Genomic DNA, 16,415 nt, shown 5'->3' with positions numbered 1-16,415 from the left:
TGCCCACAACCACCACCCGAGGACGCGCCGATGACGAACATCAAGGCACCCGACGCAACCGTCGCAGTACGAACGCAAGACACGCAGCACGACCAGCAGGCCCCCTCCAAGCTCCGGTCAGCAGGACGACAGTTCGGCGTCGTCTGGAGCAACACCAAGGCCCGCGTCGGCATCTGCATCCTCGCCTTCTTCGTCCTCGTGGCGATCGCCGCCCCGCTCCTCGCCCCGTACGGCGCCAGCCAGAACGGCTTCGCGCGGAACGCCGACGCCACCTGGGCGCACTGGATGGGCACGACCGCCGCCGGCGAGGACGTCCTCTCCCAACTGATCTACGGCGCCCGGGTCTCCGTGCTCGTCGGCGCGGTCGCGGGCTTCCTGTCCACGCTCGTCGCCGTCGCGATCGGTCTGAGCTGGGGCTACATCCGCGGCTGGGTCGCCGAGGTCATCGGGTTCATCGTCAACCTGTTCCTCGTCATCCCGGGTCTGCCGCTCATGATCGTCATCGCGGCCTACCTGCAGAACGGCGGCATCGCGGTCATCATCGCCGTGATCGTCGTGACCGGTTGGGCCTGGGGCGCGCGCGTGCTCCGCTCCCAGACGCAGTCCCTCCGGAGCCGCGACTTCGTCACGGCGGCGCAGTTCTCCGGTGACGGTGCGACCCGCATCGTGTTCCGCGAGATCCTGCCGAACATGACGTCCCTGATCGTCGGCAGCTTCTTCGGTGCGGCGACGAGCGCGATCCTCGCCGAGGCGGGCCTGGAGTTCCTGGGGCTCGGCGACTCGTCGATCGTCAGCTGGGGCACGATCCTCTACTGGGCGCAGAACTCGAACGCGCTGCTCACCGGCCAGTGGATCCTGCTGTTCGCCCCCGGTCTCTGCATCGCCCTCCTGGCGATGAGCCTCACCCTCATCAACTTCGGCGTCGACGCCGTGTCCAACCCGCGGCTGCGCGAGGGCGCGCGCCGCAAGAAGGAGGCAGCAGCATGAGCGGCCAGACACCCGACGTGACCAGCGACGGCCTGGAGGCCCGTGGCGGCGCCGCCACGCGCCTCCCGTCCGACGCCACGCACGCGACGCAGGACGTCCTGCTCGACGTCCGCGACCTGTCGGTCGTCTACGAGTCGGCCGGCCAGACGGCCGTCCAGGCCGTCGACCACGTGTCGTTCAGCCTGCGCAAGGGCGAGTTCGTCGGCCTGGTCGGCGAGTCCGGCTCGGGCAAGTCGACCCTCGGCTACGCGCTCACCCGGCTGCAGAAGCCGCCGGCGCGGACCAACGGCGGCAGCATCGTCTTCGCCGGGAGCGACATCCGCGACCTCGACGACGAGGCGCTGCGCCAGCAGCGGCAGGGCGGATTCGCGATGGTGCTGCAGTCCGGCATGAACGCGCTCAACCCGGTGCGGACCGTCCGCAACCACTTCGTCGACGTGTTCAAGGCCCACGGCCACGTGCCGCGCGAGCGCTGGGACGCGCGGATGCGGGAGCTCGTCAGCAAGGTGAAGCTGCCCGAGACGATGCTCGCGCGGTACCCCGGGGAGCTCTCCGGCGGCATGCGCCAGCGCGTCTCGATCGCCCTCGCGCTGTCGCTCGAGCCGCAGCTCATGGTGTTCGACGAGCCGACGACGGCCCTCGACGTGCTCGTGCAGCACGCCGTGATGGACACGATCATCGAGCTGCAGCGCTCCGAGGGCTTCACGGCGATCCTGATCAGCCACGACCTCGGCATCGTGCTCGAGGCGACCGAGCGCGTGCTCGTCATGCACGAGGGGCGGATCGTCGAGGACGGTCGCTCGCTCGGGGTCCTCCGCGACCCGCAGGACGACTACACGAAGATGCTGCTGTCGCACTACGCGGACCCGCGCGCCGCGGTGGTCTCGCTGCCCGGCTTCCCCGACCGGTCGCTCCGTTCGTCCGAGGGGGCGACGCGACGACAGACGACCTCGTCGTTCAGCACCGTCGGGTCCCGCGAACGCAGCGCCGCCCGCAACCCGATCGTCGTCGACCACCTCGTGAAGACGTACCCGGCGCCCCGCCGCGGCGAACAGCCCGTGCAGGCCGTCCGCGACGTGTCGTTCACGCTCGAGCCCGGGCAGTCGCTCGCCCTCGTCGGCCAGTCCGGCTCGGGCAAGTCGACGATCGCGAAGATGCTCACCGGTGTCGAGCAGCCGACGAGCGGCACGGTGCGCTTCGGCGACACGGACGTGGCTCGTCTGGGCAGGAGGGGCCTGAAGGACCTGCGCTCCGAGGTGCAGATGGTGTTCCAGGACCCCTACGCGGCGCTCAACCCGCTGCACACCGTCGAGTACATCCTGTCCCGGCCGATCGCGAACTACACGAGACTCCGCGGCCGCGATGCCCGTCGCCGGATGCTCGAGATCCTCGAGACCGTGGGCCTGACGCCCGTCGAGCAGTTCGCGCAGAAGCTCCCGCACCAGCTCTCCGGCGGGCAGCGGCAGCGCGTGGTGATCGCTCGGGCGCTCGCGAGCGACCCGCAGGTGATCATCGCCGACGAGCCCGTCTCGATGCTCGACGTGACGCTGCGCGCGGGCGTGCTCGCGCTGCTCGAGGACCTGCGCGAGCAGTGGGGCGTCTCACTCCTCTACATCACGCACGACCTGCTGAGCGCCCGACTCATCACCGACGACATCATGGTGCTGCACGACGGCGCCGTGGTGGAGCTGGGTCGCACGGCCGAGGTGCTGCAGCACCCGCAGGACGACTACACGGTCGCGCTGCTGGACGCGGTGCCGAACCCGCGGCGGACACTGCTCGCATGAGCACCCTCCACGAGTTCCCCGTCGTCGCGCCGTTCGGCCACCTGCCCACCCCCGAGGGAGTCGACACCGTCGGCATCGACCTGCCCGTCGGGCGGCTCACCGCCTACCGCGTGGTCCCGGACGGGCCGTCGAAGGGCGTCGTGCTCGTCGTCCCCGGGTACACCGGCTCGAAGGAGGACTGGCGCACCTTCATGCCGCTCCTGCGCGAGGCCGGCTGGACCGCGGTCGCGATCAGCCGCCGCGGCCAGGCCGACTCCGCGGCGCCGACGAGCCCGTCGGACTACTCGCTCGAGGAAGAAGCGGCCGACGTCGTCCGGGTCGCCGCCCTGCTCGACGACGGCGCCCCCGTGCACCTGATCGGCCACTCGCTCGGGGGTGTGATCGCACGCGCCGCGGCCATCGCGTCCCCGCAGTCGTTCCGGAGCGTCGTGCAGTTCTGCTCCGGGCCGTACGGCTGGCCCTACCGCAAGGTCGCCGAGCTGACGATCCTGCACGACACCGGCGGGAACCTCCGTCAGCTGTTCGACTCGACGAACCCGCTGTGGGCCGGGCGTCCGGACGACGAGCTCCCCGACGACGCCCGGATGGTCCGCGACCGCTTCGACGCGACGAGCCCCCTGAGCGTCGTCGCCGGCGGGCACATCCTCGAGGACCACACCGACTCCTCCGCCGAGCTCCGCGCGACCGGGCTGCCGGTCCTCGTGGCGCACGGCGAGTGGGACGGTGCCTGGCCGATCCCGTGGCAGCGGCAGATGGCGGAGGACACCGGCGCCCGGTACGAGGTCGTCCCCACGAGCTACCACGGCCCCCACGTCGAGAACCCCGGCGCGACCATCGCGCTGTTCGACGACTTCCTGTCGGCGCACTGACGCCGGCGCACTGAAAGGACCCATCATCACCACGCTGCAGTTCCCCGACGGCTTCCTCTGGGGTGCCGCCACCGCCGCCCACCAGATCGAGGGCAACAACGTGAACTCGAACTGGTGGGTGCACGAGCACGAACCGGACACCACCATCGTCGAGCCCTCCGGCGACGCCGCGGACAGCTACCACCGCTACCGCGAGGACATCCGCATCGCCGCCGACCTCGGCCTGAACTCCTACCGGTTCAGCATCGAGTGGGCGCGCATCGAGCCCGAGCGCGGGTTCGTCTCCCGCGCCGAGGTCGACCACTACCGCCGGATGGTCGAGGCCTGCCACGACGCCGGCATCGAACCGATCGTCACCCTCATGCACTTCACCGTGCCGCGCTGGTTCGAGCGCGACGGCTTCTGGCGCGCCGACGACGCCGCGGACCTGTTCGCCCGCTACACCGAGGCCGCGCTGCCCGTCGTGCAGGACGGGGTCCGCTTCGTCTGCACGATCAACGAGCCGAACATCGCCGCGATGCTCGCCGGCGGCGAGGACGCCGCGAACCTCGTCGCGTACGGCCTGCCGAACCCCGACCTGCACGTGGCGGACCAGCTGCTCGCGTCGCACCGGCGCTCCCGCGAGGTCCTGTCGCAGGTCCCCGGCATCCAGTCCGGCTGGACCATCGCCACGCAGGCGTTCCGCGCGAACGGCGAGCCCGGGTCCGAGGAGATGCTCCGCGAGTACGGGTACCCGCGCGACGACTGGTACCTCGAGCAGGCCGCCGGCGACGACTTCCTCGGTGTGCAGGCCTACACCCGCACCTTCATCGGTGCCTCGGGCCCGGTGCCGGTCGCGGACGACGTCGAGACGACCCTGACCGGGTGGGAGTTCTACCCCGAGGCCTCGGCCGACGGACTCCGCAGCGCGTGGGAGCTTTCCGGTCACGTCCCGCTGATGATCACCGAGAACGGGATCGCCACGGCCGACGACTCCCGCCGGGTCGCCTACACGCAGGGCGCCCTCGAGGGCATCCACCGCTGCATCGAGGACGGCATCCAGGTGCTCGGCTACCAGCACTGGTCCCTGCTCGACAACTACGAGTGGGCCTCCGGCTACCGGCCGACCTTCGGGCTCGTGGCGTGGGACCGGGAGACGTTCGCGCGGACGCCGAAGGACTCGGCGCGCTGGTACGGCCGGGTCGCGCAGGCGAACGCGCTCGAGACGCGTCGCTGACGCGACCCCACGACGGACTGGAGGCGCGGTGCCAGCTGGCACCGCGCCTCCAGCTCATCAGGTGGTCGCGTCCGGAGCGGGCCGGTCGAACCAGGCGAGCAGCGCCTCCTCGGCCTTGCGCGAGCCGCGCTCGCGCGCGATGTCCAGGGCGGTCCGGCCCGCTGCATCCGGCAGCGTGACGTCCGCACCGCGCTCGAGGAGCGCCTCCGTCGTGCCGCGACGGTCGAACCAGGCCGCGGCGTGCAGCGGGGCGAAGCCCCATCGGGTGTCGACCTCGTCGATGTCGGCCGGGTCCGCCCCGAAGCCGTCGAGTTCGAGTGACAGCCCGCCGACGTCTCCGTGGCCCGCAGCCCGCACCGCGGGGGCGGCCCACTCGAGCCAGCCGTCCGGCACCGGGCCGTGCCAGCCGTGGACCGGACGCTCCTCGAGGGCGGCCCACTCGAACTCCGCGACCGGCCGGACCTCGATCACCACGTCGCGGAAGTGCACCGCGAGCTCGCCGGTGGGGGAGAGCAACAGCCGGAGCTCCCACACGTCGGCGTCCACGTGCGCGATCTCGCCTCGGGACACCTGCACGTCCCCCGCGAGGACCGCCAGCGCTGTCGTGTCCGCCGGCTCGAGGACCGCACGGTGGAACTCGAGCGTCACGCGGGCGTGGTTCCACCGGCGCCACAGGCCGTCCGGGGTGTCGAGGACCTCGTCGGTCCGGACCACGACGGCCGCGCGCACGGAGCTCGTGGGGGCCTCGTCGATGCCCGCGGTGTCGCCGCCCGGTGTCTCGGTCACCTGCCATTCGGCGATCCTGGACTCGTTCCAGGAGACCGAGGCGAGTGCGGCGACGGACGGCGGGGCATCGGTGACCAGGCGCGCGAGGTGTTCGGCGTAGCCCTCGACGTCTTCGAGGGACACGTACCCGACCCCGGGCCAGCCCACTCGACTCCATCGCACGGTCTCGACGTTACCGGTGTTCCTGCGGCACCGGGCGTGCGTACTCGCGGACCGGCCGGCCCGACCACGCTGCCACGACCCCGATCCCGCGGAGCAGGGTGCGCAGCGCCGCGGCACCGCGCTGCTGGCGGTTGACCAGCGGCGCAGTGACCAGCCGGCCGGAGCCGACGACGATGCGCGCGAGACCGCCGAGCAGGACCGCGAAGCGCGCCGGGGCGCTGGTCGCGAGCGCGAGTGCCACGAGGGCTTCGGTGTTGCCGCTGCGGACGGCCCGCCGGAGGATCCACCTCGGGCGACAGCGCGCCGCCGGGACGGTCTCGTGGACGACGGCACCCTCGCACCAGACGATCCGTCCGCCCCTGCTGGTGAGCTGCCGGGTCAGCATGATGTCCGACCCGCCGGTCGTCCCCAGGCGGAGGTCGAACCGGAGGTCGCGAGCACGCAACGCGTCGACGGACAGCAGCAGGTTGTTCGTCGCCGCAGTCGGGCACGGAGCGCCGTCGGCGAAGTCCGGACGGATGAAGAAGTTGCCGAGGAGCGCCCACCGTGGCGGGTCCACCGCGAACGAGAACTCGACGGGTCCGGTCACACCGTCGGCGTCGGAGCGCCGCCGCACGTCCGTCAACCGCAGCAACCAGCCCGGATCGACTTCCTCGTCGTCGTCGACGAAGCAGACCCAGCGGTACGTGTCGGCGGCGCGGAGCGCAGCGTTGCGCGCGGCGGCGATGCCCGGCGCGGGTTCCGCGACGAGCCGCACCGGGAAGCCCAGCTCGCCGCGGACACCGTCGACCGCAGGTGTGGCACTGTGCCGCGGGTCGTTGTCCACGACGAGCACGTCGAACGGCGGAGCGTCCACCATCCGCTCGAGCGACCGGAGGAGTGCGACGAGACCGTCCGGCCGCCGGAAGGTCGCGACGGTGACCAGGATCCCGGCGCGCTGCACGGCGGTCACCGGGCGCCCCACTTGGCCGGTGCTGCGACGGCGGCGAACAGCCTCCGGTAGGTCAACGCTCGCGACACGTCGAGTGGGGCGATCGCCCGCAGCCGATGCAGGTCCGCGATGCGACGACCAGCGTTCCCCGGCGCGCGGAGCCAGGCTGCGAGCCGTCGAGCCGCAGCGCCCCGCCCCGCCCCGGTGGCGCCGACGGCCTGGTCGACGTGCAGCCGGTACTCGATCACGGGGCCGTCGTCGAGCACCAGCGCACCCGCCGCCGCGGCACACAGCGAGTACCAGCGGTCGTGCAACCACCCGGTCGGGACGGACGGTGCCGTCCGGACCAGCGCTCCGCTGACCGCCATCGCCGCGCCGGTCGCGACCGGTGTCCGGATCACGGCGTGCAGCTGCGCGTCACGGGTGCGGTCCGCGAAGCGGTCCGGCCGCGGGTAGAGGTCGCTGAGCAATCCGGGCAGCGGGTCGCCGGAACCATCGATGAGTCGCGCGTCCGAGGCCACTGCCAGGGCATCGTTGCGGACGACCTGCGCAACCTGTCGCTCGATGCGGTCAGGGAGCCACACGTCGTCCTGGTCCGCGAAGAGCACGACGTCGGACGCGCCGATCCGTGCGTGCCGAAGGGCTGCGGCGAAGTTCTGTCCGATCCGGGCGAGCAGGGCGTCTCCCGGGACGCCGGGGGTGCTCGCGGCGACGACCCGGACGGGGAGACGGTCCGCGGCGGCCGCGATGACCTGCCGCGTGGCGGCCGAGGAACCGTCGTCGAGGACGACCAGCTCGTCCAGCGACACGGTCTGTTCCGCCATCGACTCGAGCTGACGGCGCAGGAGATCACCACCGTCGCGGGTCGCGAGGACGCACACCACACGGCGGGTGTCGTGGGAGAGGTCAGCGTGCACGGACGGTCCTCCTGGATCGGTGGCGGACGGGGCGGTCGTCGGCGAGGGCGGCCGGCGCGGTGGCGTCCGGCGCGGTGGGAGCCGTGGTCGTCGGTGCCCCGGGGGTCAGCAGGGAGAGCATCAGGACGAGCGGCACCGTGGCGCGGAACGCGTCGAACGAGCAGAAGACGACGACGACGATGACGCTCAGCGCGCGGACGGTCCGGTCGCCGTTCCGGAACCAGGTCGCCAGGAGTGCGACGAGGGCGACGAGCCCGAGCACACCCTGTGTGGCGAGCGTCGTCACGTACTGGTTGTCGACGGTCTCGAAGCCGTTCTGGTTGAGGTGGCCCAGCTCACGGAGTGCGAGCTCGGAGCCGTACCCCGAACCGAACAGTGACTGGACGACCGGGCGGCCGAGGAGTGCCGGCGCGGAGTCGATCGACTCCGCGCGGTTCGTGTAGGAACCCGAGTCCAGCAGGACGGCGACGGCCTGGGCGATGTCATCGCTGCCGACCGCGGCCACCACCGCGGCGACCACGGCGAGCAGGAGCACCCGTTCGGTGCGGCTGCGCTGGGCCGTCATCGTGAGCCACACCACCGCGGCGCTGAGCGCGAGGACCACGCTCCGCGAACCGGTGACGACCAGGGTGAGGAGCAGGAGCGCCAGGACGAGGGCCTTCGTCCAACCCGAGAGCCGCTCGTCCATCAGCACGAGGACGGCGCCGAACGCGATGAGGAGTCCGAGCAGGAGCGGGTGCACCACCGAGCCGGCGGCGCGCAGGAACTCGCCCCCGAGCAGGAAGTTCGGGGACGGCGTCTCGGCGCCGTACTCCCAGACGCCAGGTCTTCCGAGCACGAACACGAAGAAGAGCGCGAGGACCGACTCGATCACCGCGAACCACACCACTGCACGCCGGACGAACCGGACGTCGCGTGGCGTGCAGCGAGCGGCCGCGAGCACGGTGCTCAGGGCGACGCCGGCGAACTGCGGGATCTCGACAGCGGCGCTCGGGCGGAGTCCGCCCAGGAAGACGAGCGCCAGGGTGATCGTCACGTGGGCGACCCACAGACCGATCGTCAAGCTCGTCGGGACAGAGGCTCGGAACGACCCGGGGACGAGTGCGGCCGCCGTCGAGAGGACGACCGCAGCTGCGATCACCGGACCGGTGATCTCGACCGGGATGCCGAACCCGCCGGCGGCGAGGACGAGCCCGATCGCAGCACTGATCAGGAACCCGCGCACGACCTGCGGCGGGCACAACTGCCGGATGAACACGGCGGCGACCGCTGCGGCGAAGGCTGCGAGGGCGATGGTCATCGGGTTCCTCCACGCGGCCAGCGGCGTGCGCAGCGGGCGAACTGCACGCCGCCCGCCGCCGCTTCGGCCACCACCAGGGCCGCCATGGTGCCGACGGCCCCGGAGGACGGTGTCAGGAACGCGATGCTCGGTAGGGCGACCGCGGCCGCGACCACGGCGGCGATCGCGATCCAGCTGGCCTCTCCCAGTGCGACGAGCGTCAGCCCCCCGCCCCGGTTGCAGCAGACGAGCAGCGCCAGCGCTGCCGCCCACCCGACGACCGCGCTGTCGGCGATGACTTCCCCGCTGAAGAGCACCGGCACCGCCACCGGCATGGCGACGAGCACGGCGGCGGCACTGGCCACCCCGAGCGTGACGTTGACCAGGAGCGCGGAACGGAGACGAGCAGACCGCTGCGACTCCAGCGCAGCACCCACCCAACTCTGCAGCCGCGTCGGCACCGCGGTCGCGACCCCCAGCCCCATGCGCAGGGGGCGGTCGACCGCGGCGTAGACCGGGACCGCGCCCGGGGCGACCAGGCCGAGCAGGATCGTCGGAACGGTCGTGGTGCACACGGTGACGGCGCGACCGGCCACCAGGACGCGCTGGTCGAGGACGACTCGCAGGGATGCGCGGAAGTCGGCACCGCTCGGCCAGTGGGGGAGCCCCGGAACGGTGCCGGCGAGGACGACCGTGGTCACCGCCGCGATGAACAGGCCACAGCCGTAGGCCTCGAGCGGTCCACCACCGGCGACGAGCAGTGCGCCGCCGAGCACGCAGACGGCGCGGGGGAGGCTGTCGACCAACAGGATCAGCTCCGGTCGGTTCACGCCGACGAGGTACCAGCTCGGCGTGAGGGTCGCGAGCACGAGTGCCACCGCGCACAGTGACGCCGCGACGGGCGCAGTCTGCGCGAGCACCGCGGCCGCGAGGGCCGCGAGCGGGGCGATCACGGCCACGGCCACCAGGCGAGACGCCAGCGACCGGCTGTACAGCGTGCGACGACCAGCGGGATCGCCCGCGACGCGTTGCGGACCGATGACGCCCCAGCCGAGCTCTGCGAAGACGGCACCGGTCCCGCCGGCTGCCAGGCCGATCGCGACGTCACTCCACCCCGCGGCACCGTACTGGTCCGCGATCGCGGGGAGCGCCACGAGCGGGGAGACCGCGGACACGACCGGCACGAGGACGAAGCTCGCAGAGCGCGAGATCTCACGGAGAGCAGCGTTCGAAGGCACGACCAAAACCTAGCATGTGAAATACTATTAGGTCAATCTGGCCCAGAACTCGTCGAAGCGCCGCTCGACGTACGCCTCGAGGCGGTCGTCCACGGGGACCTCGTCCGGCGTCGGGTGGACCGTTTCGATGGCCTCGGCCAGTCGTACCGGGTCGCCAGCGGGGACCTCGACGAGGCGGGCACCGACGATGTCGCGGATCTCCGCGAGTGCCGTCGATCGGCGGGTGATCACGACGCGACCGGATGCGAGACCCTGCCACACCTTGTTCGGGATCACGGAAGCGGCCTTCGACGACGTGCCGAAGACACCGAGGACGACGTCGTGCCGCGCGATCTCGGTCGCGAGGAGGTCGGTCGACACCGGGTCGACGAAGCGCACGCGGTCCTGCAGACCAACGTCGACGACCGCCCGCTCCGTCGCCGGACGGGCGGCACCGGCGCCGACGAAGGTGGCGACGACGTCGCGCCGCGACACGGCCCGCCCCAGGGCGCGGACGATGACCGGGACTCCGTGCAACGGGATGTAGTTGCCGTAGTACAGGACCCGCAACGGCTCGGCGGCGGTCCGCGGTGGCGTGTGCGCAGCCCAGCGCGGTGCGCCGACCGGCAGGGTCGCGACGGTCGTCCGGGGTGCTGTGCGGCGGACCGCCGTGGCTCGGACGTCGGTGTCGACGAGGTAGACGTCGGCGACCCGACGGGCGAAGGCGTCCTGCAGTCGGTACCGCAGCGCGCGCGGCGACCCGGGGGCCGTGACCTGCCAGTCCTCGACGTGGGTCTCGTGCAGACCGATGAAGCCGTCCACCACGAGCCGGGCCCCGCGGATCCGAGCGACGGCTGCGGTCACCGGCGTGAACTTGAGCTGCATCTCGGCGAGCAGCAGGACGTCCCCACGACGCGTTGCCCGCACGAGGCGGACGGCGTCGACGAGCGCCTGTCGCAGGACGCCACCAGTCGTCGACGGCGGGACCACCTCGACGTCTGCTCCGCGCCGACGGAGGTCCGCGATGATCCGCTGCGAACGGGGGTACTGCGGGTCGACCGCTCGGTGCACGACGATGCGCGGCCGGATGCTCCTCGGGCCGTGGGCCGCGTCTCGGCGACGGGTCATGCGGGCGACGGTCCCGATGTCTCCGACCGCGACCGGCGAGCGGTCGGGCGGTTCGGGAGCGGCGCGGCGCTCGCGGTGGTCCCGTAGTACGCGGCGTAGGCGCCGTAGCTGCCGTAGCCCTGCACTTCTTGTGACGGCACGAGGGTCGCCACGAGCCCGAGGACACGGCTCCCGATCGTCTCGAGGAGCTCGATCGCCTCGGCGAACTGAGCGCGCGTGGCCCGCTTCGATCCACTGACGACGATGACGCCTCGGGTCGAGCGACTGATCACGGCGGCGTCGGTCACCGGGAGCAGCGGCGGTGCATCCACGAGGACGACGTCGAAGCGCCCGGTGAGCTCGGCGAGGAGCGCCTGCATGCCGACGGAGCCGAGGAGCTCGCTCGGGTTGGGCGGGATGGCGCCGGCGGGCAGTACCTGGAGTCCGTTGTTCCCCCACGGCTGGAGCAGGTCGTCGAGTTCTGCGGCACCGATGAGGACGTCGGTCAGCCCCGCTGCTCCCTCGATCCCCATGAGTTCCGCGCCCCGCGGTCGCCGCAGATCGCCGTCCACGAGCACGACGGACGCGCCGGTCTCGGCGATCGCGACGGCGAGGTTGGCCGCCGTCGTGGACTTGCCCTCGCTGGGGACGGCGCTCGTGATGACGAAGCTCCGCTCGCTCGCGCCGATGTCGACGAACTGCAGGTTCGTGCGGAGCGTCCGGAAGGACTCGGCGATCGGGCCCTTCGGCTTGCTGTGCACGACGAGCGGGTGCCGGTCGATGTCCGGTGCGAGACCGATCGTGCCGATGACCGGCACGTCGGTGATCGCCTCGAGGTCGGCCTTCGAGTGGATCCGCGTGTCGAGCGCGCGTCGAGCGAGCAGCAGGCCGAGCCCCGCCGCGGAGCCGAGCACGACCGAGAGCCCGAGGGTGACCGCGAGCTTCGGGTCCGACGGGGCGGTGGGGACGGTGGCCGGCTCGAGGACGTCGATCGACACGGGGCTCGAGCCCCCCGTGGTCGGGGCCTCGATGCCGTTCGAGATCACCGAGGCGAAGTTCTTCGAGATGGAGTTCGCGATCTGCGCGGCACGGCTCGGATCGGTGTCGGCGACCACGAGGTCGATCAGGACGGTGTTCGTCGGTGTGGATGCCTTGACGTGACCTGCCAGGGCCGCGGGCGAGGTCTTCAGGTCGAGGTCGTCGATCACGGGCGTGAGGACACGCGAACTCGTGATGACCCCGACGTAGGACTTGACCTTGAGTTGCGCGGCGCTGCTGCCCTGCACGACCTCGACCGCGCTGCCCTCGTCGACGGACTTCACGGCGACGAACAACTGCGCCTTCGCCTCGTACACCGGGGTGGTGGTGAGGAAGGCGACTGCCCCGACTGCGACGCCGACGAGGGTCGTCGCGAGGAGCGTGACCCAACCCCGGCGAACGAGGCGGAGGAGTTCGGGGAACTGCATGGTGATCGGTCCTGTCGGTCGGTGGAGCGAGCGCGGTCGGGTCGCGGTGCGGGTCAGCGCGCGGTGTACGTGGTCGTGTCGGATCCGTTGACCTTCTCCGGCGCTGAGCCGCGGAACTCGACGGTGTTGCCGCTGTTGGTGGCGAGGCTCTTGCCGACGGTCTTCGCCCGGATGGTGTTGTCAGCGCCCTCGATGATCAGCATGTCGACGTCGAAGTCGATCGTGACCTGAGCGCCGTTGGTCAGCAGGGCGACGGTGTCGCACGGATCGTCGAGTGTCAGGGCGTTGTCCGTGAGGTCCTCGGCGATCACGGTCAGCTGCCCGTTGTCGCAGACGCCGGTCTTCGGGGGAGCCGATCCCTCGGAGAGCGCCGCGGGCGCTTCGGACTTCGTGGGCGTCGGGCTGGAGCCGTCGGTGTGATCGGCGCCGGAACACCCGGTGAGGGTACCGAGCAGGGCGATTGCAGCGATGGTGGTGATGATGGAACGAGTACGGATCATGGTTTCCTCCTATACACAGGATATCAGTATTTCATCGCAGTTGCGAGTCGAAATGCCGGAGGGCCCTCGCTGGGAGCGAGGGCCCTCCGGGTGGGGTGGGACGAGCGTCAGGCGGGGTCGGTCGTGAAGTTGTAGTCGGTGACCTCTTCCTTGGTGGGGGTCGTCTGGTAGATCTTGGTCATGTAGGCGTTGCCGGGCGCAAGGTAGGTACCGTCGATCGCGACCTTGCCGAGGTCGTCAGCGGTGCCGGAGCCGATCTTGCGAGCCCAGGTGGCGGTCTTCGGGCCGGTCCAGATCTCGACGGTCGCGCCGGGGGTCGCACGGAGGGTCCAGTCCGTGACGGAGCCGTTCTGGTCGCGTTCGATCTGGTCGACGGCGTGGAAGCTCTCGGTCTGCAGGTCGCCGAGTTCGGTGACGGTGGTCTTGCCGTTCAGGGCGATCTGTTCGGCCTTGAGCTTGTAGGTCGTGTCGGCGGCGAGGGAGCCGGGCTTGGTCTTCCAGTTGCCGAAGCCGTCGGCCTTGGCCGTGGCGACCAGGCGACCTCGGGGGTTGATCCAGGTCCAGATCTCGACGGTCGCGCCGGGGGTGGCGGTCCCGGCGAAGACCACGCCGGGGTCCGTGCCGCCGAGGATCACGTCCTGGGCGGTGGGGCTGGTGATGACGGTGTCCTGGAACGCGACGGTCGAGAAGGCGAACATGCGGATGTCGTCGACGTAGCCGCCGATCGCGGTCTCCTTGCCGGCGAGTTCGTAGTAGCTCGAGGCGAGCTCGCCGGTGGCGGACCAGTTGCCGTTCTCGTCAGCGTAGGTGGTGAACAGGATGCGGCCGATCTCGGGCCAGGTGCGCAGCTGGACGGTGGAGAACGGCGTCGCGGTGCCGGTGAAGGTGACCTTTCCTGCGGTGATCCGGTCGGCCTTCGCGTCGTCCTGGGTGGGGCTGGTGATCACGAGGGGCCGGTTGCTGACATTGATGTCGAGCTCAGCTGCGACGGTGGTCTCCAGGGCACCCTTCGACTGCGCGGTGACCGTGACCCGGTTGGTGTCGGGGCGGAAGTTGCCCTGGATGCTCCAGTTGCCGTCTGCATCGGTGGTGGTCGTGTGGGTCGTGCCGGTGTCGTCCCGCAGGGTGATCGTCGCGCCGGGCTCGCCGCGGCCGGTGACCGTCGCGAGGGTGGAGTCGACGGTGGCGGTGGGGGCGTTGGCGGTGACGGCGGCACCGAAGTCGGCCGTCGCGCTCGTGGTCTGGGTGCCCTCGATGCCGGTCTGCTCGATCGTCAGCTCGTGGGAGCCAGGTCCGATCGGGTCGATCTGGGTGGACCAGGTGCCGTCATCGCCGACCGTCGCGCTGGCGATGGGGTCGGTGCCGTTCTTGATCGTGATCACGGCACCCTTCGCCCCGGTGCCCGAGACGGTGGCCTTCTTCGTCACGTCCTGGTCGAACGTCACGGTCGCCGTCGGAGTCGTGACGGCCGGCGCCTCGATCGTGGTCGCGGTGAACGAGTTCAGCGACACCGGCCCGAGGCTCGTGGAGCCGTTGATGGAGTAGTTCATGGAGCCGTTGCCTGCAGCCGCATCGCTGTCAGCGATCACCTTCGCGATCCAGCGGAGACCCATGCCGGCGTTCTGACCGAACCCGCTGGAGTTCGCGCTGTCGAAGGTTCCCGTCAGGCTCTTCCCATCCGATGACACGCTGACATCGGTCAGGTTCAGGCTCGACGCGCCCTGCCAGTCCTCATCGACGTAGTGGAACTGGCCGGCAACCGTCTGGTCCGCCGCGAAGGTGCTGTGGCTGGGAGCCGCCAGGGTCACCTCGAACTTGGCTGCGCTGTACTGGTTGGTGGACTTCACTGCGAACGGGACGTCGGTCGCAGTGCCTCGCTCGAGTCGGACGCCGCTGGACACATCGCTCACGACGCCGCCACCGGCGAGACCGGGAACGGTCGTCGGGCTCGTGCTGTCGACCGACACGGTGCCAGCAGCGGTGCTGCCGGTGATCTTGTACCCCATCGAGCCTTCGCCGGCGAGGGTGTCGTTCGATGCGATCACCTTCGGCAGCCATCGCATCCCGTAGCCGTCGAACTGCGCGAAGTCGGGCACGTTCTTGAACGTGCCCGTCAACGTCTTGCCATCGGTCGACACGGTCACGTCGGACAACGTCAAGCCGACTGAGTCCAGCCACGTGGTGCTGCCGCTGCGATGGTACTGACCGGGAACCGTCTGATTCGCGTCGAACCTCGCCCCTGCCGGGGCGGTCAGTCGGATGTTGAGGTTGGCTGTGTTGTACCAGGCAACGGACCGGACCGCGAACGGCACCGGTGTCGGCTGGTTGCGCACGAGCGACGTCGTGGGGGAGGAATCGGCTTGGATGCCGCCGTTCGCCGCAGGGGGAACCGGCGACGCCGGATCGATCGGCATGGTGTCGAAGCGGTAGGCGCTCGTGTCCCGGAGCCAGAACTGCGTGCGATGGCCCTGGTCCTCGCGGTCCCAGGACATGTACTTGTTGAACTTCGGGCTGTAGAAGTTGTTGTCCTTGAAGGTCCAGGCGAAGACGCCTGACGGGGAATCGAGGCAGCTGTCACCCTGGCTGCTGTAGAGCGACGGGGTCGGGGCGAGGTTGTTGGCCAGCAGGCAGGTGTTCCCGGCACCGCGAATGGCGAACGTCCCGCTGGCGTACTTGTACGCCGTCCACGTCCCTGCGCCGGACTTGGCGGCCGCTTCGGACGAGAACGACCCGTACTGCCCGTTCTGCTTGACGGCCACCCACTGGCTCGCGCTCATCTTGTGGATGAGCTGGAACGTGGCTCCCGTCTGGGGGGCCGTGGTGGCCGAAGCGGAAGCGGCCCCGAACGAGAGTCCGGAGGCGAGCGTCGCGATGGCGAGCGCCGAGGCGCTGACCGCCCGCCCGACCCGTGACTTCTTGCTGGTCATGCGTCATGCCCTTTCGGTAGTGGTCCCGTGCATGGCACCAGCACGGGACGGAGAGATATAAACATATCAAATGTACAGTGATGGTGGCGAAGTCGGCGGCGCTCGCGTGCCCCGTCGCCCTCGTCGAGCGTCCGGGGTTGCCCTGCTCGCGGTCCCGTCGCGGCCTTCGTGATGTGCGTCCCCGGTGCTCCCTCCTGCTCGGGACATCGCCATGACTGCGAGGGGGACGGGCTCGACGGAAGTGTCGCTGCTCGGCCTTGCGTC

At 70.8% G+C, this 16,415-nt stretch carries 13 protein-coding genes; 4 read left to right on the top strand and 9 right to left on the bottom strand.

Annotated elements, in window-relative coordinates:
- Positions 1–30: 30 nt before the first annotated feature.
- The 4 genes from HUN58_RS09475 to HUN58_RS09460 are packed head-to-tail and all read left to right on the top strand — an operon-like array spanning position 31 to position 4,859.
- Positions 31–987 (top strand): ABC transporter permease, encoded by a 957-nt coding sequence (locus tag HUN58_RS09475; protein ID WP_114850315.1) that lies wholly within the window; start codon positions 31–33, stop codon positions 985–987.
- Positions 984–2,774, top strand: coding sequence for an ABC transporter ATP-binding protein (locus HUN58_RS09470; RefSeq protein WP_180225741.1), 1,791 nt, complete (start codon positions 984–986; stop codon positions 2,772–2,774). Before HUN58_RS09475 ends, HUN58_RS09470 begins: the two co-directional genes overlap by 4 nt.
- Positions 2,771–3,643: an alpha/beta fold hydrolase gene (locus HUN58_RS09465; protein ID WP_180225740.1), complete on the top strand. Its 873-nt coding sequence runs from the start codon at positions 2,771–2,773 to the stop codon at positions 3,641–3,643. The genes HUN58_RS09470 and HUN58_RS09465 overlap by 4 nt, the downstream gene beginning before the upstream one ends.
- Before the next feature lie 34 nt (positions 3,644–3,677).
- Positions 3,678–4,859: a glycoside hydrolase family 1 protein gene (locus HUN58_RS09460; RefSeq protein WP_208738931.1), complete on the top strand. Its 1,182-nt coding sequence runs from the start codon at positions 3,678–3,680 to the stop codon at positions 4,857–4,859.
- Between the two features lie 57 nt (positions 4,860–4,916).
- Here HUN58_RS09460 and HUN58_RS09455 read toward each other — a convergent pair whose 3' ends face one another.
- From HUN58_RS09455 to HUN58_RS09415, 9 genes are all read right to left on the bottom strand, one after another.
- Positions 4,917–5,768 (bottom strand): ankyrin repeat domain-containing protein, encoded by an 852-nt coding sequence (locus tag HUN58_RS09455; RefSeq protein WP_167509983.1) that lies wholly within the window; start codon positions 5,766–5,768, stop codon positions 4,917–4,919.
- Between the two features lie 49 nt (positions 5,769–5,817).
- Positions 5,818–6,759 (bottom strand): glycosyltransferase family 2 protein, encoded by a 942-nt coding sequence (locus HUN58_RS09450; protein WP_167509984.1) that lies wholly within the window; start codon positions 6,757–6,759, stop codon positions 5,818–5,820.
- Positions 6,756–7,655, bottom strand: coding sequence for a glycosyltransferase (locus HUN58_RS09445; protein ID WP_114850310.1), 900 nt, complete (start codon positions 7,653–7,655; stop codon positions 6,756–6,758). The genes HUN58_RS09450 and HUN58_RS09445 overlap by 4 nt, the downstream gene beginning before the upstream one ends.
- Entirely contained in the window at positions 7,645–8,955 is a 1,311-nt protein-coding gene (locus HUN58_RS09440; protein ID WP_180225739.1) for an O-antigen ligase family protein, read from the bottom strand. Before HUN58_RS09440 ends, HUN58_RS09445 begins: the two co-directional genes overlap by 11 nt.
- Positions 8,952–10,172: an oligosaccharide flippase family protein gene (locus tag HUN58_RS09435; RefSeq protein ID WP_180225738.1), complete on the bottom strand. Its 1,221-nt coding sequence runs from the start codon at positions 10,170–10,172 to the stop codon at positions 8,952–8,954. The genes HUN58_RS09440 and HUN58_RS09435 overlap by 4 nt, the downstream gene beginning before the upstream one ends.
- 27 nt (positions 10,173–10,199) lie before the next feature.
- Positions 10,200–11,279 carry a glycosyltransferase gene (locus HUN58_RS09430; protein WP_180225737.1) on the bottom strand — a complete coding sequence of 360 codons (1,080 nt, stop codon included), beginning with the start codon at positions 11,277–11,279 and terminating at the stop codon, positions 10,200–10,202.
- Complete coding sequence (locus tag HUN58_RS09425) at positions 11,276–12,724, bottom strand: polysaccharide biosynthesis tyrosine autokinase (protein WP_180225736.1); 1,449 nt, start codon at positions 12,722–12,724, stop codon at positions 11,276–11,278. The genes HUN58_RS09430 and HUN58_RS09425 overlap by 4 nt, the downstream gene beginning before the upstream one ends.
- Before the next feature lie 53 nt (positions 12,725–12,777).
- Positions 12,778–13,224 carry a hypothetical protein gene (locus HUN58_RS09420; protein WP_114850305.1) on the bottom strand — a complete coding sequence of 149 codons (447 nt, stop codon included), beginning with the start codon at positions 13,222–13,224 and terminating at the stop codon, positions 12,778–12,780.
- Between the two features lie 107 nt (positions 13,225–13,331).
- Positions 13,332–16,151 carry a hypothetical protein gene (locus HUN58_RS09415; protein ID WP_180225735.1) on the bottom strand — a complete coding sequence of 940 codons (2,820 nt, stop codon included), beginning with the start codon at positions 16,149–16,151 and terminating at the stop codon, positions 13,332–13,334.
- Between the last annotated feature and the right edge of the window lie 264 nt (positions 16,152–16,415).

The sequence above is a fragment of the Curtobacterium sp. Csp1 genome (assembly GCF_013347185.1).
This window is presented reverse-complemented; position numbering and strand designations above follow the sequence as displayed.

Excerpts from the sequence above, each read along its gene's own strand:
- HUN58_RS09475 (WP_114850315.1), top strand. The coding sequence starts at position 31 with ATGACGAACATCAAGGCACCCGACGCAACCGTCGCAGTACGAACGCAA.
- HUN58_RS09470 (WP_180225741.1), top strand. The coding sequence starts at position 984 with ATGAGCGGCCAGACACCCGACGTGACCAGCGACGGCCTGGAGGCCCGT.
- HUN58_RS09465 (WP_180225740.1), top strand. The coding sequence starts at position 2,771 with ATGAGCACCCTCCACGAGTTCCCCGTCGTCGCGCCGTTCGGCCACCTG.
- HUN58_RS09440 (WP_180225739.1), bottom strand. The coding sequence starts at position 8,955 with ATGACCATCGCCCTCGCAGCCTTCGCCGCAGCGGTCGCCGCCGTGTTC.
- HUN58_RS09430 (WP_180225737.1), bottom strand. The coding sequence starts at position 11,279 with ATGACCCGTCGCCGAGACGCGGCCCACGGCCCGAGGAGCATCCGGCCG.
- HUN58_RS09425 (WP_180225736.1), bottom strand. The coding sequence starts at position 12,724 with ATGCAGTTCCCCGAACTCCTCCGCCTCGTTCGCCGGGGTTGGGTCACG.
- HUN58_RS09420 (WP_114850305.1), bottom strand. The coding sequence starts at position 13,224 with ATGATCCGTACTCGTTCCATCATCACCACCATCGCTGCAATCGCCCTG.
- HUN58_RS09415 (WP_180225735.1), bottom strand. The coding sequence starts at position 16,151 with ATGACCAGCAAGAAGTCACGGGTCGGGCGGGCGGTCAGCGCCTCGGCG.